The sequence below is a fragment of the Aurantibacter aestuarii genome (assembly GCF_003008425.1).
Taxonomy (GTDB): Bacteria; Bacteroidota; Bacteroidia; order Flavobacteriales; family Flavobacteriaceae; genus Aurantibacter; species Aurantibacter aestuarii.
This window is the reverse complement of sequence record NZ_PXOQ01000009.1, coordinates 323303-348427: the sequence shown is the minus strand read 5'-3', so window position 1 is coordinate 348427 and position 25125 is coordinate 323303. Positions and strand designations below refer to the sequence as shown.

The 25125-nt window shown below is 31.7% G+C and carries 18 protein-coding genes; 14 read left to right on the top strand and 4 right to left on the bottom strand.

What is annotated here, in order from left to right; translation table 11 throughout:
• Positions 1–81 precede the first annotated feature (81 nt).
• The 4 genes from C7H52_RS08295 to C7H52_RS08280 all read left to right on the top strand — a co-directional run bounded on the left by C7H52_RS08295 (position 82) and on the right by C7H52_RS08280 (position 7599).
• A complete protein-coding gene (locus tag C7H52_RS08295) occupies positions 82–4482 on the top strand; it encodes a translocation/assembly module TamB domain-containing protein (protein WP_245918586.1) in 4401 nt (1466 codons plus the stop codon).
• Positions 4483–4649: 167 nt separating this feature from the next.
• On the top strand, positions 4650–5636 hold the full coding sequence (gene pfkA / locus C7H52_RS08290) for a 6-phosphofructokinase (protein WP_106463434.1): 987 nt from the start codon (positions 4650–4652) through the stop codon (positions 5634–5636).
• A gap of 30 nt (positions 5637–5666) precedes the next feature.
• The gene (gap, locus tag C7H52_RS08285) at positions 5667–6671 is read left to right on the top strand and encodes a type I glyceraldehyde-3-phosphate dehydrogenase (protein ID WP_106463433.1); all 1005 of its coding nucleotides are present in this window, start codon (positions 5667–5669) and stop codon (positions 6669–6671) included.
• A gap of 64 nt (positions 6672–6735) precedes the next feature.
• The gene (locus C7H52_RS08280; protein WP_106463432.1) at positions 6736–7599 is read left to right on the top strand and encodes an N-acetylglucosamine kinase; all 864 of its coding nucleotides are present in this window, start codon (positions 6736–6738) and stop codon (positions 7597–7599) included.
• A 76-nt stretch (positions 7600–7675) separates the two neighbouring features.
• Here C7H52_RS08280 and C7H52_RS08275 read toward each other — a convergent pair whose 3' ends face one another.
• Together C7H52_RS08275 and C7H52_RS08270 are read right to left on the bottom strand one after the other, a co-directional pair.
• Positions 7676–8059 (bottom strand): Rid family detoxifying hydrolase, encoded by a 384-nt coding sequence (locus tag C7H52_RS08275; protein WP_106463431.1) that lies wholly within the window; start codon positions 8057–8059, stop codon positions 7676–7678.
• 20 nt (positions 8060–8079) lie between these two features.
• Complete coding sequence (locus tag C7H52_RS08270; protein WP_106463430.1) at positions 8080–10869, bottom strand: putative LPS assembly protein LptD; 2790 nt, start codon at positions 10867–10869, stop codon at positions 8080–8082.
• 85 nt (positions 10870–10954) lie between these two features.
• Between C7H52_RS08270 and C7H52_RS08265 the strand changes: the two genes are divergently transcribed.
• The 9 genes from C7H52_RS08265 to bshA all read left to right on the top strand — a co-directional run bounded on the left by C7H52_RS08265 (position 10955) and on the right by bshA (position 21682).
• Positions 10955–12067 (top strand): N-acetylmuramoyl-L-alanine amidase family protein, encoded by a 1113-nt coding sequence (locus tag C7H52_RS08265; protein ID WP_106463429.1) that lies wholly within the window; start codon positions 10955–10957, stop codon positions 12065–12067.
• 61 nt (positions 12068–12128) lie between these two features.
• On the top strand, positions 12129–13082 hold the full coding sequence (locus C7H52_RS08260; protein ID WP_106463428.1) for an MlaD family protein: 954 nt from the start codon (positions 12129–12131) through the stop codon (positions 13080–13082).
• An 11-nt stretch (positions 13083–13093) separates the two neighbouring features.
• Entirely contained in the window at positions 13094–14410 is a 1317-nt protein-coding gene (locus C7H52_RS08255) for a 4Fe-4S dicluster domain-containing protein (RefSeq protein WP_106463427.1), read from the top strand.
• Positions 14411–14619: 209 nt separating this feature from the next.
• Positions 14620–15405, top strand: coding sequence for a (Fe-S)-binding protein (locus C7H52_RS08250; protein WP_106463426.1), 786 nt, complete (start codon positions 14620–14622; stop codon positions 15403–15405).
• 22 nt (positions 15406–15427) lie between these two features.
• A complete protein-coding gene (locus C7H52_RS08245) occupies positions 15428–15634 on the top strand; it encodes a hypothetical protein (RefSeq protein ID WP_106463425.1) in 207 nt (68 codons plus the stop codon).
• 6 nt (positions 15635–15640) lie between these two features.
• Complete coding sequence (locus C7H52_RS08240) at positions 15641–16123, top strand: ABC transporter ATPase (protein WP_106463424.1); 483 nt, start codon at positions 15641–15643, stop codon at positions 16121–16123.
• A gap of 79 nt (positions 16124–16202) precedes the next feature.
• The gene (serB, locus tag C7H52_RS08235; protein ID WP_106463423.1) at positions 16203–17426 is read left to right on the top strand and encodes a phosphoserine phosphatase SerB; all 1224 of its coding nucleotides are present in this window, start codon (positions 16203–16205) and stop codon (positions 17424–17426) included.
• Positions 17427–17584: 158 nt separating this feature from the next.
• The gene (locus tag C7H52_RS08230) at positions 17585–20500 is read left to right on the top strand and encodes a glycoside hydrolase family 3 N-terminal domain-containing protein (protein ID WP_106463422.1); all 2916 of its coding nucleotides are present in this window, start codon (positions 17585–17587) and stop codon (positions 20498–20500) included.
• Between the two features lie 57 nt (positions 20501–20557).
• Positions 20558–21682, top strand: coding sequence for an N-acetyl-alpha-D-glucosaminyl L-malate synthase BshA (gene bshA / locus C7H52_RS08225; protein ID WP_106463421.1), 1125 nt, complete (start codon positions 20558–20560; stop codon positions 21680–21682).
• Here bshA and C7H52_RS08220 read toward each other — a convergent pair.
• Entirely contained in the window at positions 21679–22737 is a 1059-nt protein-coding gene (locus C7H52_RS08220) for an endonuclease/exonuclease/phosphatase family protein (protein ID WP_106463420.1), read from the bottom strand. The two genes, bshA and C7H52_RS08220, sit on opposite strands and share 4 nt — an antisense overlap.
• Before the next feature lie 143 nt (positions 22738–22880).
• Between C7H52_RS08220 and C7H52_RS08215 the strand changes: the two genes are divergently transcribed.
• Positions 22881–24413, top strand: a complete 1533-nt coding sequence (locus C7H52_RS08215) for a GH3 family domain-containing protein (protein ID WP_106463419.1) — start codon at positions 22881–22883, stop codon at positions 24411–24413.
• Here C7H52_RS08215 and C7H52_RS08210 read toward each other — a convergent pair.
• Positions 24406–25008 (bottom strand): hypothetical protein, encoded by a 603-nt coding sequence (locus tag C7H52_RS08210; protein WP_106463418.1) that lies wholly within the window; start codon positions 25006–25008, stop codon positions 24406–24408. The two genes, C7H52_RS08215 and C7H52_RS08210, sit on opposite strands and share 8 nt — an antisense overlap.
• Positions 25009–25125: the final 117 nt, after the last annotated feature.

The window sequence follows — 25125 nt, the reverse complement described above, 5'->3', positions numbered from 1 at the left end:
TTGTAAACTTTATGCAAATATACATTAAGCATCATTAAAAAAGCACTTAAAATACTGAGTAAGATAGTAGCAATTATACTTTTGCTTTTCATTATATTGGTGCTATTACTATCAGTTCCAGCTGTACAAACAAAAATTGGTGCTTACGTTACTAATCGTATAAATAAGGATTATAAAACTAAAATTTTTGTAAATAAAGTTGGGCTTCAATTTAATGGTGATGTAGAGCTTAAGGGGATTTTAATTAAAGATTATAAAAATAATACTTTAATGTCTGCTAAAGAAATTAATACCTCCATCATCAATATAAAAAACTTGTACGCAGGAACGCTAAATTTTGGAGATATAGACATTGAAAGTTTCTTACTGCACGTTATGACTTATAAAGGAGAAACTGACACTAATCTGGATGTGTTTGTAGCTCGTTTTGATGAAGATAACCCAAGAACAAAGAGCAGTTTCTTGTTGTCGAGTAGTGATGTGACTTTAACAAACTCAAATTTTAAATTTTCAAATCAGAACCTAGAAACCGTTCATTTTTTAGATTTTTCTAAAATTAATATTAATGCCACTAATTTTCTTATAAATGGAGCAAATGTAAGTGCTCGTATTAATACTCTTAATTTTAAAGACTCCAGAGGATTAGATGTTGAAAATTTAACGACTAATTTCTCTTATACTCTGGAAGAGCTTGCTTTTAATAATTTAAACATTAAAACTGCAAAATCTGAATTAGATGGAAATGTAATATTTAATTACAATAGGAAGGATTTTGTAGACTTTGTCAATAAAGTAAATGTAAATGCCACATTTAAAAATTCTAAAGTAGATTTAGAAGAACTAAATGTTTTTTATAATGAGTTTGGGCAAAATAAGGTAGCTAATTTTAATGCCAATTTATCGGGTACATTAAATGATTTAACGGTAACAAACCTTCAACTTAACACGAATGCATCTACTAAAATTGATGGTAATATTAATTTTAAAAATTTGTTTAGTAAAGATGAAAATGATTTCTCTATGCAGGGAGATTTTACAGAGCTGTCCTCAAATTATAATAAGTTAACCACATTATTGCCAAATGTTTTAGGAGAATCTATTCCTAAAATATTCAAAGAATTAGGAAATTTTAAAATTATAGGTTCTACGCACATCACTGCAAATACTATTGATGCGAAACTACAAATGGCTACGGATATAGGCTTTGTAAAGTCCGACCTAGCTATACAAAACGTTAATTCTATTGAAAATGCTTCATATAAAGGAAATGTAGTTTTAACTTCATTTAATTTGGGAGCTCTTTTGGGAGAAAAAGATTTAGGGAATACCACATTAGATTTAGATATTAATGGTAGAGGATTTAACAAAAACAATCTAAATTCAAACTTAAAAGGTAATGTAAAAACCATTACTTATAATAAATATACGTATAAGGATATTATTGTAAATGGTACTTATGCTCAAAATAAATTTAATGGTAATCTAATTAGTAACGATAAAAATCTCCAATTAGAATTTAATGGTTTGGCAGACTTATCTAAAAAGCAAAATAAGTTCGACTTTAAAGCAGATGTGAAGTATGCCGACTTAAAAGCCTTAAATTTTTATAAAAAAGATGATTTTTCACTTTTTAAAGGTTTTATCGAAATAGATATGGTAGGTACAACTATAGATGACGCTGTTGGTACTATATCATTTGTAAATACCATTTATAACAATCAAAACGATACTTACGTTTTTAAAGACTTTCAAATTAAAAGCGAACAAATCAATAACGAGCGGTTAATTTCTATTAACTCTCCAGATATTATTGAGGGAGAAATGAAAGGTCAATTTAAAATAGCCGACCTACCAAAACTTTTTGAAAACTCGTTAAAAAGTATCTATACCGATTATGAACCGCTAAAGATTAAAGGAAATCAATATTTAGATTTTAATTTTACCATCTATAATAAAATTGTCGAAGTTTTTGTACCTGAACTAGAACTTGGTCCAAATACCTTTATAAGAGGTAAAGTGGAAAATAACGCTAAAGCTTTTAAGCTTACATTTAAATCTCCAAAAATTAAAGTTTTAGAGTATTTTGCAAATCGAGTAGAAGTCCAAGTAGATAATAGTAACCCTTTATTTAATACATACATAGAATTAGACAGTTTAAATACAAAATATTATAATGTCTCTAAGTTTAATTTGATTAATGTTACAGTTAAGGATACTTTATATGTAAGAACAGAATTTAGTGGTGGCAAGCAAAATAAAGATCAATTCGATTTAAGTTTGTACTATACTTTAGCAGAAGATAAGCAGTCTGTTGTAGGTTTTAAAAGAAGTCATATTTTTTATAATGATACCAAATGGTTAATTAATAAAAATTCTAACGCTTTAAATAAAATTATCTTCGACAGGGATTTTAAGAATTTTGATATCAGAGATTTTTTAATTAATAATGAGAATCAAGAAATAAATCTTGCCGGAATTGTTAAAGATTCTACCTACAAAGATTTAAAACTTAATTTTAAGCAAGTTGAATTAGGTAACTTATTACCGCAGATAGATTCTGTTACTTTTGCAGGTACCATAAATGGTAAATTAGATTGGTTTCAAGATAAAAACATTTATAAACCTAACGCCGATTTAACCATAAACCGTTTAACTATAAGTGATCAATTACTTGGCGATTTTGAAGCTAAAATTAAAGGAAATAATAGTTTAAGTAGTTATAATGTTAATGTTAAAATTAAGGACGATATAAAAAACACGTTCTTAGCAAAAGGTGATGTGGATATTTCTGACAATACTTCAAACATCAATCTGGATCTCTTTTTCAACAAGTTTAGTTTACAACCTTTAAATCCATTTCTTAAAGATATTTTAGAGGATATTAGAGGAGAAGCAGATGGTGTTATAAAAGTTTCAGGTTTAGCAAACAAACCTAGCTTTAATGGTACTTTAAATCTTCAAAATGCAGGTTTAGGAGTACCTTATCTAAATGTAGATTATGCATTTCAAAAAGATGCTACGGTTACCTTAAAAGACCAATCGTTTATCTTTAATGCTATTAATATTACTGACTCTAAAGAACAAACTACTGGAGTTTTAAATGGTGAAATTAGTCATACAAATTTTTCCAAATGGGCTTTAGACTTAGGTGTAACGACAGATAGGTTGTTGATTTTAAATACCGGTTATACCGATGATGCCATTTATTATGGAACTGGATTTATAGGAGGAAATGCCTCTATAAAAGGACCAACAGAGGCGCTAAAAATTACTGTTAATGCTCAAACTAAAGAAGGAACCGTATTTAAAATACCACTAAATGATAACGAAACTTTCGGAGATAATTCATTTATTCACTTTTTAACGCCGGAGGAAAAAATTGCCAAACTTAGTGGTAAGGAGTTGCAAATAGAGAATTCGCAAGGTCTAGAAATGGAATTTGATTTAGATATCACTCAAGATGCAGAAATTGAGATTGTTATAGATAAAAATTCTGGAAGTACTATTAAAGGTAGAGGAGTTGGTTCTTTATTATTTGATATTAATACTAACGGAAAGTTTAACATGTATGGAGATTTCGTTATTTACGAAGGAACCTATAACTTCTTCTATGCGGGCTTAGTTCAAAAAAGATTTACAGTACAACCATACGTAAGTAGTTTAGCTTGGAATGGTGAACCATTTGAGGCTTTAATAAACATTAAAGCAATATATAAAACCCGTGTAAATCCATCACCACTATTAGATAATCCTATTAACAGGACGATTCCTGTAGAATTAGAACTTAATTTGTCCGAGCAGCTGGAGAAACCAACAATAGATTATAGTTTTAATTTTCCAAATGTGGAGTCTACCGTAAAATCGGAATTAAACTATCGTCTGGATTCTAGAGAAGAGCGAGAAAATCAAGCTTTATTTTTACTGGCAACCGGTTCCTTTAATCGTGGGTTTTCCGATGTTAACTTTTCGGGTACCATAACAGAACGTTTAAATGGTTTAATTAATGGTTTTTTTAGTAACGGAGACAATAAACTTAATATTGGTATTAATTATGAAGCTGGTCAAAACCGTCCAGATTACCAGACCGATGACCGTTTTGGTTTAACACTTCAAACCAAATTATCAGACCGTATTCTTATTAATGGTAAGGTAGGAGTGCCAGTTGGCGGTGCAACAGAGTCGGTTATTGCTGGAGATGTTCAAATCGATTTTCTTTTAAATGAAGAAGGTACATTAAGTGCTAAAGTATTTAATAGAGAAAACAGTATTCGAAACTTTGGAGAAGAAATTGGCTATACTCAAGGTTTAGGTTTAACTTACACGGTAGATTTTGATACGTTTGGAGAATTACTTCGAAAAATCTTCAACCCTAAAAAAGATGAAGAAGAAGAAAATAAGGACAATAAAGAAAGTTCTACAATACAACAAGACAAAAAAGATAATCCACTTCCAGACGATGTAGGTTTTAAAAAAAAGAAATAATCTTCTAATTTCTTACGATTTAAATTCCCTTTTTTTCATTTTTCACCGATTAAAAATTATAATTTATTAACTAAAACGTTTGAGTTGCTTCTGTCATCTTAAATTTTAACAAAACAGCTATTAATTATTCAATTTGTTTTATAGCTTAGCTAAAAATAGATGAAATAATGGCATCCAAAATAAAAAAAATAGCAGTTTTAACTTCCGGAGGAGATTCTCCAGGAATGAATGCCGCTATTCGTTCTGTTGCAAGAACATGTGCTTATTACAATATAGAATGTATTGGTATTTATCGTGGCTATCAAGGAATGATAGAAGGCGATTTCTTACCTCTTAATGCAAGAAGTGTAAAAGGAATTATAAATAAAGGTGGTACCGTTTTAAAATCTGCACGTTCGCAAGAGTTTAGAACCCCAGAAGGCCGAAAGAAAGCTCATGAAAACCTTTTAAAAGAAGGTATTGAGGCGTTTGTGGTTATTGGTGGAGACGGTTCATTTACCGGAGCTTTAATTTTTAATGAAGAGTTTAATTTTCCGGTTATGGGTATTCCTGGGACTATAGATAATGACATCTACGGAACCTCACATACATTAGGATACGATACGGCTTTAAATACGGTAGTGGAGGTTATCGATAAAATTAGAGATACAGCAAGTTCACATAATCGTCTATTCTTCGTAGAAGTTATGGGACGAGATGTTGGACACATTGCTTTAAATGTTGGTGTTGGAGCAGGAGCTGAAGAAATTTTAATTCCTGAAGAAGATTTAGGTTTAGAACGTTTATTACAATCTTTAAAAAGAAGTAAACTTTCAGGAAAGTCTTCTAGTATCGTGGTTGTAGCTGAAGGTGATAAGATTGGTAAAAATGTATTCGAATTAAAAGAATATGTTGAAGAAAATATGACAGAATACGAAGTAAGAGTTTCTGTTTTAGGCCACATGCAACGTGGTGGTTCTCCTTCTTGTTTCGATAGAGTTTTAGCTAGTAGAATGGGCGTAAAAGCAGTAGAAACAATTTTAGAAGGTAAATCTAGCTACATGGTTGGATTGTTAAGCGATAAAATTGAAATCACGCCTTTAAACGAAGCGATTAAAGGAAAATCAAAAATAAATAAAGAATTAATGCGAGTAGCCGATATTATGTCGGTTTAATTAAGAATATTATAAACTAAAAATAAGAAAATGTCAAAATTAAAATTAGGAATTAACGGATTTGGAAGAATAGGTCGTATTGTATTTAGAGCGACAGTAAAACGTGATAACGTAGATGTTGTAGCAATTAATGATTTATTAGATGTTGAACATTTAGCTTATTTATTAAAATATGATTCAGTTCATGGTCATTTTGATGGAACTGTAGAAGTAAAAGACGGTAATTTAGTTGTAAACGGAAAAACCGTTAGAGTTACTGCAGAAAGAGATCCTAAAAACTTAAAGTGGGATGAAGTTGGTGCAGATATCGTTGCAGAATGTACAGGTATTTTTACCACTTTAGAAAAAGCAGATTACCATATTCAAGGTGGTGCTAAAAAAGTGGTTATCTCTGCGCCAAGTGCAGATGCTCCAATGTATGTTATGGGCGTAAATGACCATAAATTAACAGCAGATCAAAAAATTGTGTCTAATGCGTCTTGTACCACTAACTGTTTAGCTCCATTAGCTAAAGTTTTAGAAGATAACTTTGGGATTGCTGAAGCTTTAATGACAACTGTTCACGCTACAACTGCAACACAATTAACAGTAGATGGTCCTTCTAAAAAAGACTGGAGAGGTGGACGTAGTGCATTATTAAATGTTATTCCTGCATCAACCGGAGCAGCAAAAGCAGTAGGAAAAGTTATTCCAGAATTAGATGGAAAACTAACGGGTATGGCTTTTAGAGTACCAACTGCAAACGTATCTGTAGTAGATTTAACAGTTAAAACTAAGAAAGAAACATCTTTAGAAGAAATTAAAGCAGTATTCAAAAAAGCTTCAAAAGAAGGTTCTATGAAAGGTGTTTTAGGTTACACAGAAGAGTTATTAGCATCTCAGGATTTTGTAGGTGATGATAGAACAAGTATTTTTGATGCTGAAGCTGCAATAGAATTAAATTCTACATTCTTCAAGTTAGTATCTTGGTATGATAATGAGTTTGGATACTCTAATAAATTAGTAGATTTAGCTGAAAAAGTAAACAGCTTATAACATAAAGTTTAAAGCCAAATTTAATTCTAAATTTGGCTTTTTTGTATGATTTAATTTTATAGATATGATTTTTATAGTTGATAGTGGCTCTACAAAATGTGACTGGATTGCGGTAGATGACAACGGTAACCAGTTACTGGAAAAGATTAGAACTAAAGGGATGAATCCAGCCATTCTATCAGAAAAAAAATTAAGGAAAACCTTGAAAAAGGCCAAAGACCTTAAAAATAATGCAGAAAAAGCCACTAAAATATATTTTTATGGTGCAGGTTGCGGTACAGAAAATCCAAGATTAGCTTTAAAAGTTGTATTACAGGAATTTTTCGTTAATGCAGATGTTTTTGTAGCCGAAGATACTATGGCGGCTGTTTACAGTACAATAAATACTAAAACAGAAGCAGCAGTGGTGTGTATTTTAGGGACTGGTTCTAATTGTAGTTATTACGATGGTAAACAACTTCACCAAAGAGTGAAGTCTTTGGGTTATACTATTATGGATGATGCTTCTGGGAATTATTATGGTAAACAACTTTTACGTGATTACTATTTTAATCATATGCCAGAAGATATTAAAATTGCTTTTGGAGATAAATACAATTTAGAGGCAGATTATATAAAGTATAATTTATATAAACAACCTAATCCAAATGCCTATTTAGCACAATTTGCAGAGTTTATGATTTTAAACAAGGATTCTGCATACGTTAAAGAAGTTATTAAAAACGGAATTAGAGTTTTTGCTAAAAACATGATATTGCAATTTAAAGAAGAACTAAAAACAGTTCCTGTACATTTTGCGGGTTCTATAGCGTTTTTCTGTCAAAATGAAATTAGAGAAGTTGCAGAAGAGTTAAACTTTAGAGTAGGAAATTTTGAACGTAGACCAATTGAAGGTTTAGTGAGTTTTCATACCAATAAAAAAGCTTAAACAAAGCAGTTTATTCTAAAATAAAAAAAGCACTTAATATAAAAAATTAAGTGCTTTTTTTATAGTTGTAATTGTCTTATGACTTACTAGCAATCATACTAATTTCAACATTTACATATTTCGGTAAGTTTGCCACTTCAACAGTTTCTCTTGCAGGAGCAGTAGCCTCATCAAAATAAGTGCTATAAACTTCGTTAATCTTTCCAAAATTCTCCATATCACTAATAAATATAGAGCTTTTAATAACGTGAGAAAAATCCATACCTGCAGCTTCTAAAACAGCACTTAAATTTTTCATGACTTGAGTGGTTTCAACTTCAATAGAATCTAAAACTAATTCATTTGTAACAGGGTTAATTGCAATTTGTCCAGAGGTGTATAACATACCGCTATGCAATATAGCTTGATTATATGGGCCTATAGGAGCAGGAGCTTTTTCTGTTTGTATAATTTTTTTCATGACACATTCATTTTAAATAATTATAATCTTTCGTCTGGTTTACGGCGTTGTTCGTATTTTAAATCTTTTAATAAGTTAGACTTAATTCCTATAAAGAAATTCCAGCTGTTATACGTTCCAAATGGTACCCAGCTAAAATTCATTTTCCAGCTTAATAAATCTCGACTAAAGCGTAATTGGGTTAAACCAAAACCATTATTTTTAAAATCGTAACTAGAAGATCCTCCAATGCTCCAACGAGGAGCAATTTCTATATCACCAGAAAACATTAAGGAGTGAGATGATATCTCATCTTGGCGTTGTGTATTATTATAATTTACGGCATAAGCTAAACGCAAACTCCACGGGATTTTAAAATTATAAAGTTCACTTAATACATCTTCATCTTCTTCCTCGTCTTCATCTCCAAATTGATTGTCGGAAAAATCCTGAGACTCACCGAACAAATCATCTTCACGACCACCACTTAAAATACGATCTCTTGATCCTTTATCTCTATTTGAAGATTTACTTTCGTTTCCTTTACTATTTAAACTATAGCTCACAGTCATATTTGCGGTAGTTAGTCTAAATAAACTACCATTGTTGTTAATATTATACGTGTCGATACGTCTATTGTTATTATCTAAAGCGTATGGGTCTAAAGTAGCCCCGAAATTTACAGCCATTTTATCTTTAAATAATTGAGTACCTCCAGTCATTCTTAACGGGCTCCATTTTAATGAATCTCCTGCAACATTATAACCTGTAGAGAAGTTTAGATTATTTAGCAGAATAATTTTTTTAGGTTCTGTAGCAGTCGTATCTCTGTCTTTTACTTTTGCTTCAAAATTATTAGATAAACTTAAACCAATTGAGCTAGAGAAGGTTTGATTTGGTGCTCCAAACACGCCTCCTTCAAATCTTGTATATTCTTGCCTAGCTATATCAGAAGCTGTATCTCCATCTGCATTTACTACCTCTACAGTATCATAATAATTATCAAAAGCTGGGTTAATATTATAACTTATTGAAGGGCGCATTACATGTCTTATGGCTTGAATTTTCTTGCCTTCATTATTTTTATCAAAATTAAATAAACCATATAATGTGGTTCCTAAACTAGTACTAAAATTATAAGTTCTAAAAGCATCAAATCCTGTAAGGTCTGTAGTTATAGTTTCATTTGTTTCTGCATCAAAAACTCTATCAATTGTATTTAAAGTCCAAGTTTCATCAAAATTAGCATTTGCACTAACACTAAAAAACTTAAAAATTTTAAAGTTAGTAGTTACTGGTATGCTATGTCTAGCGCCAATTCGGGCGTCATCAAACATTTGGGGTTTGAAAAACAGAGAATCTGTAGTGCTAATTCTATTTTCAGCTCGAAGATTATATTGTACATTAATATTTTGAATTAATCCCTTTTTAACGCCTTCTTTAGGAGCTAAGGGATAAATTCTACCAATACTACCTTGAAATGTAGGTAGCGTCATATTAATTTGCTGTGTTTGGGTGTTTTGTGAATGCGTTGCTGTTATACTATAATTTATTTGTGGTTCAACATCAAATGTTTTGGAATAAGATATAGAAGAGGATAAGGTGTTATTTTGAGTGTTTGGTAAATTAATTTGATTAATAGATTGCTGGTAATACGTACTACTACCTAAGTTAACCGAAGCAGAAAATCGTGAACTTGGATTAGCTTTTTGATCTTGGTTATGAGCCCACCTAAGATTGTAAATGGTTGATTTTGAATAATCTGGAAAGCCTCGTTCACTAGTTACTAAGTTTTCATATCTAAATCCGAAATTTCCATTAAACTTATAGCGCACATTGTATTTAGATTCAAAGCGTAAACCATAACTACTATTGGTATAATAGTCTCCTAAAATAGCTAAATCAAAGTAATCGCTTAGAGCCAAATAATAACCTCCATTTTGTATAAAATAACCTCTACGATTATCTTCTCCAAAACTAGGGAATATAATACCAGAAGTACGTTTCTCACTCATAGGGAAAAAAGCAAATGGTAAGCCTATTGGAGTAGGGACATCGTAAATAAATAAATTGGTAAGACCAGTAACTACTTTTTTATTGTTTTCACCGCTCATAAATTTACCTTTTCTTACTAAAAAGTAATATTCAGGATCGTCTAAATTTTCAGAAGTAGTTAGTTTTGCTCGGTTCATATAATAAACCGTATCATTTATTCTTTTAGTTTTCTCCGCTATGATATTCATACCATTTTGCTCGGTACGTGAATTAAAAATTAAGGCTTTTTTGGTATCATAGTTAAAGCGAATACTATCAGGTTCTACCACATTTTCACCTTGTTTAAATATGGGTAATTGTGTATAAACTCCTGCAGTATCTTTTATACGACCAGCATAAACCTCTTGCTTATTATAGTCAATAACTATAATACCAGCTTTAATCTCCATATCTTCATAATAAACCTCGGCTTCATTATATAAATATAATTTTTGTTCTTTACGATTAAAGGTCTGGTAATCTTTAGCTTTATATTTTACTTTAGACTTTAAAAATTTAGGTTTCGGTTTTATAGAATCGTTTATAGAACTATCTTGGACTTTGGTAGTTCCCTTAATTAAAGGTTTTAAATTAATGGTAGTGTCTTTCTGAATATTGGTCTCTTCCTTTTTTGGTTCTACAGGAATTTCACCACCAGAATTTGGGAGTTCTTGGGCGTAGCTAAACATGTTAATAAACACTGTAAAACTTAGGGCGAAAAGTATATTAAAACGGTTTGTATGCAACGCTTTTAAATGTATTTTTGTAAAAGTATGGCTCGGTTTTTGAAAACCCAAAATTACATATATTTTTTTGTGATTAATTTATAAATCATTAAAATTTAAAAAACTTAATAAAATCAAGCTTTTAGAACTTACCATTATGCAAACGAAACATATCTATCATTTAGTATTTACCTTAGTATTATGTCTATTTATAAATGTGACAAAAGTAAATGCTCAAAAAAACAAATTTGTAGTTGTTTTAGACGCTGGACATGGTGGTCATGATCCTGGAAACTTAGGTAATGGTTATAAAGAAAAAGATATTGCTTTAAATATTGTTTTAAAAGTAGGCGAGGAGTTAGAGAAAAATGATAGTTTCAAAGTTATTTATACCCGTAAAAAAGATGAATTTATAGAACTAAGAGATCGTGCAAAAGTTGCAAATAAGGCAGATGCCGATTTGTTTGTATCGGTACATTGTAATTCTCACAGCTCTCAGGCAAAAGGAACAGAAACTTTTGTTTTAGGAGTAGCAAATACACAGCGTAACTTCGAAATTGCTAAAAAGGAAAACGAGGTGATTTTCTTAGAAAAGGATTACAAAGAAAAATATGATGGCTACGACCCAAATAAACCAGAATCTTTAATCGGGTTAAAATTGGTACAGGAGGAATATGTAGATCAAAGTATTTTATTAGCAAGTTTAATAGAAAAAAACTTTGTGGATGATGCTAAACGTTCAAGTCGAGGCATCAAACAAGCTAGCTTATGGGTGTTACACAACACATATATGCCAAGTGTTTTGGTTGAAGTTGGTTTTTTAACGAATAATGAAGAAGGTAAATACTTAAATCAGAAATCGGGTCAAGAAAAAATGGCAGAATCTATTACTGAAGCCATTAAAAAATACAAAAGTGCCCTTACCATTAATACAGGAACCGACTTTAAGGTAGATAATAAAGAAGCTTCAAGTAAAGAAGATGAAATTGTCAATCAAGATAAACCGCTTATTGATATTGTTTTTAAAGTGCAATTAGCGGCAAGTAAAAACAAATTAGAGCCTAAATCGTATAACTTTAATGGCTTAGATCAAATATCTAGAGAGCAATTTGGTAATCTTTACAAGTATTATTATGGTTACACATCCAACTATGCACTTATTAATAAAATGAAGCAAGAAGCCATAGATAAAGGGTTTTCATCATGCTATGTGGTTGCATTTAAAGGAGGAAAACAAATAAACTTAACAGAAGCTTTAAAAACTCGTTAATATTTAAGTAATGTTTATTTTTTATTTCTAATTTTGTTAGCAATCGTAAACACTATATATTTTGAAGCTTTCATTAGAAGTCAAAACCGCCATACTAGTTATTTTAGGAATTTTATTTTTCATTTTTGGATATAACTATCTAAAAGGAAAAAACCTATTAGAAATTGATAATACGTACTACACTAGTTTTGACTTTAACGGTCTTAAACCTTCTTCTCCAGTAACTATTAAAGGTAATAATATTGGTAAAATAACAGAAATTAAATACGATTTCTCAACAGGAGAAACGCGTGTGGCATTTACTGTAGATCCACAATTAAAATTCTCTAAAAACTCTACTGTGCGTTTATACCAAGAAGGATTAATGGGCGGAAACGCTTTAGCCATAATTCCTGCAGAAGGTGGACCTTTGGCAGAACCTGGAGATTTTATAAAATCTGATGTCGAAAAAAGTTTGGTAGAATCGCTTTCCAGCAATTTTTCAGGTTTAAGTTCAGACTTAGACAGTACCATAAAAACAGCCGATTCATTATTATTAGGTCTAAATAGAATCGTTTACGACGAGTCTCATAAAGGTTTAAAAAATGGTATCTTCGAGCTTAACAAAACCCTTATTGCTTTTAAAGAATTATCTTATAACATCAACGGGTTAGTGGCAAATAATGATAAAAAAATAGCTGCTCTATTAACTAATTTTGAAACAACCAGTAAAAATCTGGCAACAATTAGTGAAGATTTAGAAAAAACTAATCTTGATGAAACTGTTGCTAAATTGGACAGTGCGTTAACTAGTTTAAATACTATTATGGCAGGTGTAGAGAATGGAAAAGGTTCAATAGGAAAGTTGTTAAACGATGACAAATTGTATAATAACTTAGAAGGTGCTTCAAAACAATTAGAACAATTACTTCAGGACTTTAAACTTAATCCAAAACGTTACGTACATTTTTCTGTATTTGGTAAAAAAGCCAAACGTTATGATGCAGACGGTAACGAAATTAAAGATAAAAACTAAACAACCAAACTATGGATTTTATACCAAACATACTTTTTGCAATAGCATTAATTATTGGCGGTGGATACTTCGCTAAAAACGTAAAATCACTAATACGTAACATTAAACTTGGTCGCGATCAGGAAATTAAAGACAACAAGTCCGAACGATGGAAAAATACCATAAATATTGCTTTAGGACAAAGTAAAATGGTTAAACGTCCTATTGCAGGATTTTTACATATTGTGGTTTACGTAGGTTTTATTATAATTAACATAGAAGTTTTAGAAATTATAATAGACGGACTTTTTGGAACTCATAGAATAGGACTTAGCATTTTACCGGTATCTGTATATGGGTTTTTAATTGCAAGTTTCGAGATTTTGGCTGTGGGAGTTTTAGTGTCTGTAATTGCATTTTGGATTCGTCGTAATATCATAAAACTCAAACGTTTTCTTAGTGCCGAAATGAAAGGTTGGCCAAAAAGCGACGGAAATATTATTTTATATTTCGAAGTTGTTTTAATGTGCTTATTTTTAATAATGAATGCAACAGACTCAAGTTTTCAGGCTTTAGATTCTGGAAATGTCATTAGTCAATTTATAGCACCACTATTTTCTGGACTTTCGGAAGCGACATTACACGTGGTAGAACGTACCGCTTGGTGGCTTCATATTTTAGGAATTTTAGTATTCTTAAACTATTTATACTTTTCAAAACATTTACATATTTTATTAGCATTCCCGAACGTTTATTATGGCAAATTAACGCCGCAAGGTCAATTTACCAATAACGAAGCGGTAACTAAAGAAGTTAAGTTAATGATGGATCCAACTGCCGATCCTTTTGCTGCTCCAGCAGAAGCAGATGCTAACGCAGTACCAGAAAAATTTGGAGCAAGTGATGTACAGGATTTATCGTGGTTAAACCTATTAAATGCTTATACGTGTACGGAATGTGGGCGTTGTACTAGCGAGTGTCCTGCAAATCAGACCGGTAAAAAATTATCGCCTCGTAAAATCATGATGGACACGCGTGACCGATTAACAGAGGTTGGTAATAATATAGATGCAAACAAAGGAACTTTTGTACCAGACGGGAAACAATTATTAAACGACTATATTACAAAAGAAGAGCTTTGGGCATGTACCAGCTGTAATGCCTGTGTAGAGGCTTGTCCTGTAAGTATCGACCCATTAAATATTATTATGGAAATGCGTCGTTACCTAGTTATGGAAGAAAGCGCAGCGCCAACAGAGCTAAATTACATGATGTCTAATATAGAAAACAACGGTGCACCTTGGCCTTATAACCAACAAGACCGTTTAAATTGGGCACAGGAAAATTAAATTAATTTTGGCGTTACCCTGGCGGGTCAGGCTTTCGGCAGTCGCTTTTTAATAGAAAAAACGGCTATTAAAAGAGCTTCAACAAAGCCTCAATCCTTAACGCAAACCCTACTTAAATTAATACTAAGTAGGTTAACAAATAGAAAAGCTTAAAATAAAGAGCTAAATTTTAATCAAGTTTAACTCTTAAACTTTTAAAACTTACAATCATGAGCGAGCAATTAAAAGTGCCAACTATGGCAGAATTTATGGCAGAAGGCAAACAACCAGAAATATTATTTTGGGTAGGTTCTGCTGGAAGTTACGACGATAGAGCAAAAAAAATCACCAAAGCCTTTGTAAAATTATTACATGAAGCTAAAGTAGATTTTGCCGTTTTAGGAACCGAAGAAAGTGCTACAGGAGACATTGCAAAACGTGTAGGAAACGAGTTTCTGTTTCAAATGCAAGCCGTAATGAATATAGAAATTTTAAACGGTTATGGTATTAAACGTATCGTAACCTGCGATCCGCACTCGTTCAACTGTATAAAAAACGAATATCCAGGACTTGGTGGTACGTATGATGTAATTCACCATACACAATACATTAAAGAGTTATTTGAAACCGGCCGTTTAACGCTTAAAGAAGATAAATTTAAAGGTAAGCGCATTACGTTTCATGACCCTTGTTATTTAGGTAGAGCTAATAAAGAGTACGACGCACCAAGAGATGTTTTGGGTAAAACCAGCGCTACACTTACAGAAATGAAACGTCATAAAAGTACGGCTTTATGTTGTGGTGCTGGCGGCGGACAAATGTTTAAAGAACCAGAACCAGGAACAATGGATATTAATGTTCTAAGAACTGAAGATGCTCTAAAAACCAACCCGGATATTATTGCGACAGGTTGCCCGTATTGCAATACCATGATGACAGATGGTGTAAAATATAAAGAAAAAGAAGGTAGCATTGTAGTTAAAGATGTTGCTGAAATTATTGCAGAAGGGTTATAAATTTAAACACTATTAGTTAAATATGAATTTTTATACTAGAAATAGAGCTTTTGTAAATGCCGGATTATTATCAGGTATTGTATTTGCACTTATTATGGCAGGTTTCGACTATTTTAGAGACCAACCATTTTCATTACTAAAATTTGCTTTACATTTTGTGTTATTTGGAGCTTTTAACGGGTATATGGCATATAGAAAACATAAAAAAGAAAATACCAATAATAAGTAAACCTATATGTTAGTAGACTTTAATACATTACCCGAAGAATCTAAAGTTTGGATTTACCAAGCCAATCGTTCGTTTTCAGAAGAAGAAATAAAAGAAATTTCAGAAAAATTAGCTGTATTTGTAGAAAATTGGGCTGCTCACGGTACGGGCTTAGAAGCAGGTTTTACTATTAAATATAAGCGCTTTATTGTTTTAGCTGTAAATCAAGCAGGACAGTCTGCAACTGGTTGTTCTATAGATGCTTCTGTTCATTTTATTCAACAACTAGAAAAAGATTATAATGTCGACCTAATGGATAAAATGAATGTGTCTTATAAACAAGGAGAATTTATAGCTCATAAAAGTTTAGTCGATTTTAAGAAAATGGCAAAAGACAGAGCTGTGACAGAAAAAACCATTGTTTTTAACAATTTGGTAAATAATCTGGCCGAATTTAACGAATCTTGGGAAGTTCCTGCTTCAGAATCATGGCATAATCGTTTTTTCTGAAAAACGAATCATTTCTACTAAAATCCCTTTCATTTTAAAAATAGATTAATCATTTTTACACTCCCAAATTTTTGTAAAAATGGCTAACGATATTTTCTTATTAAACATTTCAGGACAAGATAAGCCTGGTTTAACTTCAACTCTTACGGGTGTTTTAGCGCATTACGATGCTAAGGTGTTAGATATTGGCCAAGCCAACATACATAATACCTTGTCTTTAGGTATTTTATTCGAGATTCAGTCTGGTGTTAATTCGTCTAACGTATTAAAAGATTTATTATTCAAATCTTACGAATTAGGTATTAAGGCAAAATTTACACCTATCTCATCAAATGATTATGAGGATTGGGTAAATCTTCAAGGTAAAAACAGGTATATTGTAACCTTACTGGGTAAAAAATTATCCGCAGAACAATTGTCTAGAGTAACTCAAATTATTTCAGATAAAAACCTAAATATAGATGCTATTAAGCGTCTTACAGGAAGAACTTCATTAGTTAAAACAACCAATTATCAAAGAGCATCCATTCAATTATCTATTCGTGGAGAAATAAAAGATAAATCAGATTTTACATCTAAAATCATGCAGGTTTCTAAAGATTTGGATATAGATATTGCTTTTCAGGAGGACAATATGTACCGTCGTAATAAACGCTTGGTTTGTTTCGATATGGACTCTACTTTAATCCAAACCGAAGTGATAGATGAATTGGCGGAATTGGCAGGAGTTGGAGCAGAAGTAAAAGCCATTACAGAATCTGCCATGCAAGGCGAAATAGATTTTAATGAAAGTTTTATAAAACGCATGAAACTTTTAAAAGGTCTTAAAGAAGAAGTACTTCAAGAAGTTGCAGTGCGACTTCCAATAACAGAAGGTGCTCGAAGACTTATAGGTACATTAAAAAAATACGGTTATAAAACGGCTATTCTTTCTGGCGGATTTACCTATTTTGGTCATTATCTTCAAAAAGAGTTAGATATAGATTATGTGTATGCAAACCAGTTGGAAATCATTAACGGAGAACTTACCGGGCATTATTTAGGAGACATTGTAGATGGCAATAAGAAAGCCGAATATTTACAAGAAATTGCCAATAAAGAGCAAATTCATATCAACCAAACTATTGCAATTGGAGATGGAGCAAACGATTTGCCTATGCTTAATCTTGCTGGTTTAGGCATTGCATTTCATGCGAAACCTAAAGTAAAGGATGAAGCGCAAAGTGCTATTTCAAGCATTGGCTTAGATGGCGTTTTATATTTATTAGGCTACCAAGATAAACATATAGATATGATAGATTAGAACCTGTTTTTATCGGGTAAGTAATTCAGTTGATGTATTTGCTTAAAATCGTTAACAACTATCTTTATAAAATACCCGTAAAACATTTTATTTAATACCACCAATACACTAATTTGGCATAGATTTAGTTCTTAATAAAAAGAATCAAACTTTATTTTATGCGATATTATGTTTCACTACTTTTTATAGTAGCTTCTATATATAACTCTTTTTCTCAAAACACTCCAAATCCTTTACTTGCCACTAATGAAAAGGCACAGAAAAAATGGGTAGATAGTGTGTACAATTCTTTAGATTTAAGAGAACGCATAGGGCAGTTGTACATGGTTCAGGTGTTTAGTAATCAGGATGATGCTACAAAAAATAAAGTTATAGCAGACATAAGAGACAACAAAATTGGAGGTATCATTTATTCAAAAGGTGGACCCGTATTACAAGCAAAATTAAATAACGAGTTACAGTCACTTTCTAAAATCCCAATGTTAATTGGTATGGATGCAGAGTGGGGCTTAAGCATGCGTTTAGACTCTACATTTTCATTTCCGTGGAACATGGCACTTGGAGCTATTAAAGATTTAAAATTAATTGAGCGTACCGGTAGACAGTTAGGAGAACATTGTAAGCGCTTAGGTGTTCATTTTAATTTTGCGCCGGTTGTAGACATAAATACCAATCCGGAAAATCCTATTATAGGTAACCGTTCTTTTGGAGAAGATCGAGATAACGTAACCAATAAAGCATTAGCGTTTATGAATGGGATGCAAAGTGTTGGAGTTCTAGCTAACGCAAAACATTTCCCAGGTCATGGAGATACCTCTACAGATTCTCATAAGACGCTACCAACTATAGATTTTAATGCCAAACGTATAGATTCAGTCGAGTTATATCCATATAAAAAATTAATACAAAAAGGGTTATCCAGTGTTATGGTAGCCCATTTAAATATTCCGGCATTAGAATCTAGAGACGGATATCCATCTTCCATTTCTGAAAACATCGTAACTGGTATTTTAAAACAAAAGCTTCGTTTTAAAGGGTTAATTTTTACAGATGCGCTTGGAATGAAAGGAGCGTCAAATTTTAAATCGCCTGGAGAAATAGATTTAGCAGCTTTTTTAGCTGGAAACGACGTGATGCTTATGAGTGAAGATGTAAGCATTGGTATTGAAAAAATGCTGGAAGCCTATAATTCTGGCTTAATTTCAGAAAATAGATTGGCACTTTCTGTAAAAAAAGTGTTGATGGCAAAATATAAAGTTGGTTTAAATAATTATATTCCAATAGGCACATCACAACTTATAGAAGATTTAAACAGAACAAAGGATTATATTTTATATGAAGAGTTAATGGAAAATGCTATAACAGTTGTTAAGGATACTGTTAGTCAACTACCATTTAAAACCTTAGAAAACAAACAATTTGCTTATGTAAATTTAGGAGATGATGATTATTTACCCTTTCTAAACACTTTAAATAAGTATGCAAAAGTAACACACGTTCAGGATGAAAATCTGGATGGATTAATTACACAACTTAAAGCATATAATACAGTTATTGTAGGCTTTCATAAATCTAATGAAAGCCCATGGAAGCCTCATAAATTCACAAACAAGGAACTAGTGTGGCTTTATGAAATAGCTAGAAGCAATTGTGTAATTTTAAATGTATTTACCAAACCTTATGCGTTGTTGGATTTAGAAACTATAACGAATATGGAAAGTATTGTGGTGAGTTATCAAAACAGTCCGGTTGCTCAGGAGAAATCGGCACAACTATTATTTGGTGCAATAGATGCTAAAGGAACTTTGCCGGTTTCAGTAGGTAATGGTATAAAAGTAGGCACAGGTAAAACGTTTAATAAAATAAGTAGACTAGCTTATACATTTCCAGAACGTGTAGGCATGTCTTCAGCAACATTAAAACAAATAGACTCTATTGCAAATTATGCTATTTCAAAACAAATGACACCTGGTATTCAGGTTTTGGTAGCACGAAAAGGTCAAGTAGTTTATAATAAAAATTACGGCTATCATACCTACAATAAAGAACAACCGGTAACCGATGGAGATGTGTATGATGTGGCTTCTTTAACTAAAATTGTAGCTTCTTTACCATTAATCATGGAGTTAAAAGACGATGGTATTATAAGTTTAGATAGTAAATTAAAAGATTTAATTCCAGAGTTTGAAAAATCGAATAAAGCTAATATTTCTCTTAGAAAAATGTTATCGCATTATGCCAGATTAAAACCATGGATTCCTTTTTATGCAGCTACTTTAGATCCGGTAACAAAAAAACCATCTTCAGAATGGCACAGTACAACAAAATCTGAAACTTATAATTATCAGGTAGCAGAAAATTTATTTATTAAATCGACTTATAATGATACTATTTTAAAAATCATTAAGGATACCGATTTGCTACCGAGATTGACCTATAAGTATAGTGATTTCCCTTATTTTATTACTAAAAAATTTATTGAGACCCATTATGAAAAAGGTTTAGATGAATTGGTTCAGGATCATTTTTATAAGTCCATGGGGTTAAATAATACCACTTACAATCCTATCGGAAAAATAGATTATGAACATATTGTGCCTAGTGAAATAGACAGCTATTACAGGCATCAGGAAATTAGAGGTTATGTCCACGATATGGGTGCTGCTATGCAAGGTGGAATAGGTGGACACGCAGGAATATTTAGTAATGCAAACGATTTGGCAAAAATTATGCAAATGTATCTACAAAAAGGGTTTTATGGTGGTAAACGTTATATAAAACCAGAAACGGTAGACGAGTTTAATACCTGTTATTACTGCACGGCTAATAACCGAAGAGGTATAGGTTTTGATAAACCACAACTTGGGAAAGCCGGACCAACCTGCGGTTGTGTGTCTAAAAAGAGTTTTGGGCATTCTGGATTTACAGGAACATTTGCATGGGCAGACCCAGAAAAAGAAATTGTTTATATTTTCTTAGCGAATAGGACTTTTCCAAATGCCGATACTAATGTATTATCAAGAGAAGATATTCGTGCAAAAATACAGCAGGTTATTTATAATTCTATTCAATAAAACTTTAGGTTAGTTTTAATTTTTTATACGACTAAGCTTTTAACCAAAACCAAAAAAATGAGAATTGCAATTGTGTGTTACCCAACATTTGGAGGAAGTGGCGTTGTAGCTACCGAGTTAGGATTAGAATTATCAAAACGTGGACATCAAATACATTTTATAACGTATAACCAACCTGTTAGGTTGGATTTATTAAATGAGAACGTGCATTTTCATGAGGTAAATGTACCAGAATATCCTTTATTTCATTATCAGCCATACGAGTTAGCCTTATCTAGCAAATTGGTAGATATGGTGAAACTACATAAAATTGAAGTCTTACACGTGCATTATGCAATTCCACATGCTTATGCGGCTTATATGGCTCAAAAAATGTTGTTGGAAGAAGATATTTTTGTCCCTATTGTTACAACACTACATGGTACAGATATTACACTGGTTGGAAATCATCCATTTTATAAACCGGCAGTAACCTTCAGCATAAATAAATCTAACGCTGTTACAACAGTTTCTCAAAGTTTAAAAGACGATACTTTAAGATTATTTGATATTAAGCAAGAAATTAATGTGGTAACAAATTTTATCGATTTAAATAAATACGAACATAATTTTACTGATTGCCAAAGAGGTGTAATGGCTCAAGATCACGAAAAAATAATTACTCATATTAGTAATTTGCGCCAAGTGAAGCGTATCCCAGATGTGATTAAAATCTTTTACAACATTCAAAAAGAAATACCTTCTAAATTAATTATGGTTGGTGAAGGTCCAGAGCGAAAAAAAGCTGAAGCATTGTGTCGCGAACTAAATATATCTCATAAAGTAGTTTTTGTTGGAAATAGTAATGAAATTGACCGTATTTTATGTTTTAGTGATTTATTTCTACTACCAAGTGAAACCGAAAGTTTTGGTTTATCCGCTTTAGAAGCTATGGCTTCTGGTGTGCCCGTAATATCAAGTGATGCTGGAGGAATTCCTGAAGTTAATTTAAATGGATTTTCTGGATATTTAAGTCCGGTTGGAGGTGTTGAGAATATGAGTAAAAATGCTATTTCAATTTTACAAAATGAAGAAACGTTAAGATTGTTTAAGGCAAATGCTAAGAAGCAAGCCTCTAATTTTGGTATTTCACAAATTGTACCTCAATATGAAGCAGTGTATCAAAAAGCACTAAAGTCTTAATTTTTTAATTTTTCAATTTGTTTTTGGGCACGTTCAATGATGCTTTTAGAAGCTTGTTTTGGTTTTTGCTCGTGAGCATTTTCTGGACTAAACACCAGTTTAGAATATAAAGGAAAATGATCTGATTTTATAGACGTACAATTTTTATATTCAATAAGTCTAAACTCTTCACTTACAAAGATATGATCAAGTGGCCATCTTAATAATTTACTTTTTGTACTAAAGGTATTATAAAAACCTCTTCCAATTCTTGGATCTAACAATTCACTATACGCTTTAAAAAGTTTCATAGTTCCAGACCAAGGAACATCATTAAAATCCCCCAAAACTAGCACAGGAAGTCTGTTATTGCGTTTTAAATCGGCAATAATCATAAATTCCGCATCTCGCTGTGTAGATTTAGGATTGTGTTGTGGCATTGGTGGAGTGGGATGTAATCCATAAAATTGAATAAGTTGTTGATTATCTAATTTTATTTTGGTGTGTATCGATGGAATACTATCTCCAACTAAATATTTAATTTCTGGATTAATTAATTCATTTTTGGAACATAATAACATCCCATAAGTATTATCTAAAGGAACACCTATCATATAGGCATGAGAACCTCTAAGCTGTTTTTTAATATAGTTACTCCATTTTTCATTGACTTCGGTAAAAAGCATAATATCTGCATCTGTAGAATCTATTACGTTTTTTAATAAATCATAATTATCATTAGACTGCAATACATTAGAAGTTAAAAAACTAATAGATTTTGATGTGTCAGTAAGCTTTTCAGATTTTACTTCACTTTCGTAAAATGGCATGAACATTCGTACCTTATAGACTTGAAAAGCAAAACAGGTAATTAATATACTGATTATAGCTAAGTCTCCGTAAGATTTAAAGCTGAACTTTATATAATAGATTAATATAGCCAGTAAGGTAATAACGGTAAGTTGTACGTGAGGAAAATCGAACATTCTGATCCACCAAAAGTCAAAAGCAAAAATGGGGATTAGAGTTAAAGTTATTGCAATAAATGCAATGACTTTAAGTATTTTTTTAAGCATAGTAATGGTTTGGTTAGTTTAGTTATCTGAGTTAAAGATAGCGTATTTAATAGGTTTACTTAAAAAATTAAGATAAGTTTAGTTGTAGATTAGTAATTATTTAAGAGATAAATACTCATATTTACAACTTTAAAATTCAAAATATGGCAATTTTAGGTTCAATTATAAAAGGTGTGATTTTATTAAAAGATGCAGTTACACCAGAAGTCAATCATATCGAAGCGCAAAAAGATATGTTAGTAAAGCTTTTGGAAACAGCTAAAGATACTCAGTTTGGTAAATATTATCAATTTGATTCTCTTTTAGAATCCGACCAAATAGTTAAAGAATTTTCAAATAGAATACCATATTTCGATTATAATAAAATTAATGATGAGTGGTGGTATAAGTTTCATGAAGGAGAAGAAGATGTAACATGGCCAGGTCAACCTGATTATTATGCATTAAGCTCTGGAACTACTGGTAAAACAAGTAAACGAATTCCGGTTACTAATGACATGATTGAAGCCATTAGACAGTCTGGAATTAAACAGGTATTTGCCTTAAATAATTTCGATTTACCAGCCGATTTTTTTGAAAAAGAAATGATGATGTTGGGAAGCTCTACCGATTTACAAGAAAAAGATGATCATTTAGAAGGTGAAATAAGTGGAATTTCTGCCAGTAATATCCCAACTTGGTTTAGAAGTTATTACAAACCAGGTGAAGAGATTGCTAAAATTGATGATTGGGATGAGCGTGTAAAGGAAATTGCAAAGAATGCAAAACAATGGGATATTGGGGCTTTAAGTGGAATTCCATCTTGGATTGAATTAATGCTTCAAGAGGTAATAAAAACACATCAGCTTAATCATATTCACGAGATTTGGCCTAATTTACAGGTGTATACTTCTGGCGGTGTAGCGTTTGGACCTTACGAAAAAAGTTTTAATGCACTTTTAGGTCATCCTATTACTGTTATAGACACGTATTTGGCATCAGAAGGTTATGTTGCTACTCAAATTAGACCAGAAACCGATGCTATGCAATTGAATACCGAGAATGGTATTTATTTTGAATTTGTTCCGTTTAAACCCGAATATATTAATGAAGATGGATCTTTAAAGCAAGATGCTCCATGCTTAACTTTAGATAATGTAGAATTAGACCAGGATTATGTGCTTATTATGAGCACTGTAAGTGGTGCTTGGCGTTATATAATTGGAGATACTATTGCTTTTACAGATATAGAACGTGCGGAAATTAAAATTACAGGAAGAACTAAATTCTTTTTGAATACCGTAGGATCTCAATTGTCTGTTAATAAAATGGATGATGCTATAAAAGATTTAGAGGAAACTTATAATACAACAATTTCAGAATACACTATATGTGCTAAACGTGCAGAAGACGGAGAGTTTTATCATTTCTGGTATTTAGGAAGTGACTTTAACGGAGCAACTCAAGAAGAAATTTCAGAGACTCTTGATAATCACTTAAAGGAAGCAAATAAAAATTATAAGGTAGCACGAAGTAAAGCCTTAAAAGGTGTGAAAGTGAAAGTAATTCCTGCCGACTATTTTTATGAATGGAGTGCTGCCAATAAGAAAAAAGGCGGACAGGTAAAAATGGAACGTGTTATGAATGAAGAGAAGTTTAGAGATTTTGAAGCTTTAGTAAATAAATTAGCTAATTAGCTAATAAAGCATCACGCTCTTTAACCATTTCCATAATTTCTTCAGGAGAAAGGTAATAACGTTTAATCCGGTCTTTATAGGTCGGTGTTATTTTAGCATGGTTTAGTATGAAATCTTTTGTTTTTAATATATAATCTTCCATACCATGCTTAACGGCAAAACCATCTGCCGCACGTTCTGCTTCTACAATGTGATTGTCTGATAATAAATACTTTATCCCAAACCATATCAAATTTAATTTATCTCGATTCTGGTAATCCATAATATGCCCTAATTCATGACCAATCCAGCCAATTAAAATGTCACTTGGGATATCTTTTGTTAAAAAGGTAGTATCAGAAATTTTAAAGGTTTCACTAATTAATATAAGATAGGATCTATTTTTTCTGCTTCTAAAAAAACTAGCAAAACTTGGTCTTGCTTGCATAGTCGATTTTTTAATGTTTTTTTTAAATCTTAACTCAATTTTAGTGTCTTTTAATTCAGGATAATAGGATAGTGCTTTTAAAGTTTCTTTTTCTATAATTTCAGGAATGGTATGTTGGGCATGCATAAAGGTAAAGCTCATTAAAATAAAAGCGATTAAGCATTTCATTTGGTTAGTTTTAAAGCATAATATAAAAATTAGCGCTTAGGTTTTAATTAAGTTTTTGTTAATACTTTTAAATAAAAACATAACTGTTAATATTAGGGTCAAAGTTGTCAAAAACTC

What these genes read in the sequence shown, in the direction of transcription:
- pfkA (WP_106463434.1), top strand. Translation starts at nt 4,650, where the DNA reads ATGGCATCCAAAATAAAAAAAATAGCAGTTTTAACTTCCGGAGGAGAT.
- gap (WP_106463433.1), top strand. Translation starts at nt 5,667, where the DNA reads ATGTCAAAATTAAAATTAGGAATTAACGGATTTGGAAGAATAGGTCGT.
- C7H52_RS08280 (WP_106463432.1), top strand. Translation starts at nt 6,736, where the DNA reads ATGATTTTTATAGTTGATAGTGGCTCTACAAAATGTGACTGGATTGCG.
- C7H52_RS08275 (WP_106463431.1), bottom strand. Translation starts at nt 8,059, where the DNA reads ATGAAAAAAATTATACAAACAGAAAAAGCTCCTGCTCCTATAGGCCCA.
- C7H52_RS08265 (WP_106463429.1), top strand. Translation starts at nt 10,955, where the DNA reads ATGCAAACGAAACATATCTATCATTTAGTATTTACCTTAGTATTATGT.
- C7H52_RS08255 (WP_106463427.1), top strand. Translation starts at nt 13,094, where the DNA reads ATGGATTTTATACCAAACATACTTTTTGCAATAGCATTAATTATTGGC.
- C7H52_RS08250 (WP_106463426.1), top strand. Translation starts at nt 14,620, where the DNA reads ATGAGCGAGCAATTAAAAGTGCCAACTATGGCAGAATTTATGGCAGAA.
- C7H52_RS08245 (WP_106463425.1), top strand. Translation starts at nt 15,428, where the DNA reads ATGAATTTTTATACTAGAAATAGAGCTTTTGTAAATGCCGGATTATTA.
- C7H52_RS08240 (WP_106463424.1), top strand. Translation starts at nt 15,641, where the DNA reads ATGTTAGTAGACTTTAATACATTACCCGAAGAATCTAAAGTTTGGATT.
- serB (WP_106463423.1), top strand. Translation starts at nt 16,203, where the DNA reads ATGGCTAACGATATTTTCTTATTAAACATTTCAGGACAAGATAAGCCT.
- C7H52_RS08230 (WP_106463422.1), top strand. Translation starts at nt 17,585, where the DNA reads ATGCGATATTATGTTTCACTACTTTTTATAGTAGCTTCTATATATAAC.
- bshA (WP_106463421.1), top strand. Translation starts at nt 20,558, where the DNA reads ATGAGAATTGCAATTGTGTGTTACCCAACATTTGGAGGAAGTGGCGTT.
- C7H52_RS08220 (WP_106463420.1), bottom strand. Translation starts at nt 22,737, where the DNA reads ATGCTTAAAAAAATACTTAAAGTCATTGCATTTATTGCAATAACTTTA.
- C7H52_RS08215 (WP_106463419.1), top strand. Translation starts at nt 22,881, where the DNA reads ATGGCAATTTTAGGTTCAATTATAAAAGGTGTGATTTTATTAAAAGAT.
- C7H52_RS08210 (WP_106463418.1), bottom strand. Translation starts at nt 25,008, where the DNA reads ATGAAATGCTTAATCGCTTTTATTTTAATGAGCTTTACCTTTATGCAT.